This window comes from Pseudomonas marginalis (genome assembly GCF_001645105.1).
Taxonomy (GTDB): Bacteria; Pseudomonadota; Gammaproteobacteria; order Pseudomonadales; family Pseudomonadaceae; genus Aquipseudomonas; species Aquipseudomonas petroselini.
Map to the genome: position 1 here is coordinate 1 of NZ_LKEG01000004.1, position 3215 is coordinate 3215.

1 rRNA gene is annotated in these 3215 nt (G+C 50.4%); it reads left to right on the plus strand.

The features are described 5' to 3' along the window. Positions 1-236 precede the first annotated feature (236 nt). A 23S ribosomal RNA gene (locus AO064_RS00025) occupies positions 237-3128 on the plus strand. Positions 3129-3215 lie beyond the last annotated feature (87 nt).

The following is a 3215-nucleotide window of genomic DNA, read 5'->3' on the forward strand; positions in this document are numbered from 1 at the left end:
AAGTTTTGAAAGCTTAGAAATGAGCATTCCACCCAGACGGTGATGAATGTTGATTTCTAGTCTTTGATTAGATCGTTCTTTAAAAATTTGGGTATGTGATAGAAAGATAGACTGAACGTTACTTTCACTGGTAACGGATCAGGCTAAGGTAAAATTTGTGAGTTCTCTTAATTGAGAAATTCGAATTTTCGGCGAATGTTGTCTTCACAGTATAACCAGATTGCTTGGGGTTATATGGTCAAGTGAAGAAGCGCATACGGTGGATGCCTTGGCAGTCAGAGGCGATGAAAGACGTGGTAGCCTGCGAAAAGCTTCGGGGAGTCGGCAAACAGACTTTGATCCGGAGATGTCTGAATGGGGGAACCCAGCCATCATAAGATGGTTATCTTAAGCTGAATACATAGGCTTAAGAGGCGAACCAGGGGAACTGAAACATCTAAGTACCCTGAGGAAAAGAAATCAACCGAGATTCCCTTAGTAGTGGCGAGCGAACGGGGACTAGCCCTTAAGTGGCTTTGAGATTAGCGGAACGCTCTGGAAAGTGCGGCCATAGTGGGTGATAGCCCTGTACGCGAAAATCTCTTAGTCATGAAATCGAGTAGGACGGAGCACGAGAAACTTTGTCTGAATATGGGGGGACCATCCTCCAAGGCTAAATACTACTGACTGACCGATAGTGAACTAGTACCGTGAGGGAAAGGCGAAAAGAACCCCGGAGAGGGGAGTGAAATAGATCCTGAAACCGTATGCGTACAAGCAGTGGGAGCCCACTTTGTTGGGTGACTGCGTACCTTTTGTATAATGGGTCAGCGACTTATTTTCAGTGGCGAGCTTAACCGAATAGGGGAGGCGTAGCGAAAGCGAGTCTTAATAGGGCGTCTAGTCGCTGGGAATAGACCCGAAACCGGGCGATCTATCCATGGGCAGGTTGAAGGTTGGGTAACACTAACTGGAGGACCGAACCGACTACCGTTGAAAAGTTAGCGGATGACCTGTGGATCGGAGTGAAAGGCTAATCAAGCTCGGAGATAGCTGGTTCTCCTCGAAAGCTATTTAGGTAGCGCCTCATGTATCACTGTAGGGGGTAGAGCACTGTTTCGGCTAGGGGGTCATCCCGACTTACCAAACCGATGCAAACTCCGAATACCTACAAGTGCCGAGCATGGGAGACACACGGCGGGTGCTAACGTCCGTCGTGAAAAGGGAAACAACCCAGACCGTCAGCTAAGGTCCCAAAGTTATGGTTAAGTGGGAAACGATGTGGGAAGGCTTAGACAGCTAGGAGGTTGGCTTAGAAGCAGCCACCCTTTAAAGAAAGCGTAATAGCTCACTAGTCGAGTCGGCCTGCGCGGAAGATGTAACGGGGCTCAAACCATACACCGAAGCTACGGGTATCACGTAAGTGATGCGGTAGAGGAGCGTTCTGTAAGCCTGTGAAGGTGAGTTGAGAAGCTTGCTGGAGGTATCAGAAGTGCGAATGCTGACATGAGTAACGACAATGGGTGTGAAAAACACCCACGCCGAAAGACCAAGGTTTCCTGCGCAACGTTAATCGACGCAGGGTTAGTCGGTCCCTAAGGCGAGGCTGAAAAGCGTAGTCGATGGAAAACAGGTTAATATTCCTGTACTTCTGGTTATTGCGATGGAGGGACGGAGAAGGCTAGGCCAGCTTGGCGTTGGTTGTCCAAGTTTAAGGTGGTAGGCTGAGATCTTAGGTAAATCCGGGATCTTAAGGCCGAGAGCTGATGACGAGTTAACTTTTAGTTAACGAAGTGGTTGATGCCATGCTTCCAAGAAAAGCTTCTAAGCTTCAGGTAACCAGGAACCGTACCCCAAACCGACACAGGTGGTTGGGTAGAGAATACCAAGGCGCTTGAGAGAACTCGGGTGAAGGAACTAGGCAAAATGGCACCGTAACTTCGGGAGAAGGTGCGCCGGTGAGGGTGAAGGACTTGCTCCGTAAGCTCATGCCGGTCGAAGATACCAGGCCGCTGCGACTGTTTATTAAAAACACAGCACTCTGCAAACACGAAAGTGGACGTATAGGGTGTGACGCCTGCCCGGTGCCGGAAGGTTAATTGATGGGGTTAGCTAACGCGAAGCTCTTGATCGAAGCCCCGGTAAACGGCGGCCGTAACTATAACGGTCCTAAGGTAGCGAAATTCCTTGTCGGGTAAGTTCCGACCTGCACGAATGGCGTAACGATGGCGGCGCTGTCTCCACCCGAGACTCAGTGAAATTGAAATCGCTGTGAAGATGCAGTGTATCCGCGGCTAGACGGAAAGACCCCGTGAACCTTTACTATAGCTTTGCACTGGACTTTGAATTTGCTTGTGTAGGATAGGTGGGAGGCTTTGAAGCGTGGACGCCAGTCTGCGTGGAGCCAACCTTGAAATACCACCCTGGCAACTTTGAGGTTCTAACTCAGGTCCGTTATCCGGATCGAGGACAGTGTATGGTGGGTAGTTTGACTGGGGCGGTCTCCTCCTAAAGAGTAACGGAGGAGTACGAAGGTGCGCTCAGACCGGTCGGAAATCGGTCGTAGAGTATAAAGGCAAAAGCGCGCTTGACTGCGAGACAGACACGTCGAGCAGGTACGAAAGTAGGTCTTAGTGATCCGGTGGTTCTGTATGGAAGGGCCATCGCTCAACGGATAAAAGGTACTCCGGGGATAACAGGCTGATACCGCCCAAGAGTTCATATCGACGGCGGTGTTTGGCACCTCGATGTCGGCTCATCACATCCTGGGGCTGAAGCCGGTCCCAAGGGTATGGCTGTTCGCCATTTAAAGTGGTACGCGAGCTGGGTTTAGAACGTCGTGAGACAGTTCGGTCCCTATCTGCCGTGGACGTTTGAGATTTGAGAGGGGCTGCTCCTAGTACGAGAGGACCGGAGTGGACGAACCTCTGGTGTTCCGGTTGTCACGCCAGTGGCATTGCCGGGTAGCTATGTTCGGAATAGATAACCGCTGAAAGCATCTAAGCGGGAAACTAGCCTCAAGATGAGATCTCACTGGAACCTTGAGTTCCCTGAAGGGCCGTCGAAGACTACGACGTTGATAGGTTGGGTGTGTAAGCGCTGTGAGGCGTTGAGCTAACCAATACTAATTGCCCGTGAGGCTTGACCATATAACACCCAAGCAATTTGATTACTCTAACGAGCATCAGATTGCGGTGTGTGAAGACGAAATGAACCGAAAGTTCGACGCTCACAAA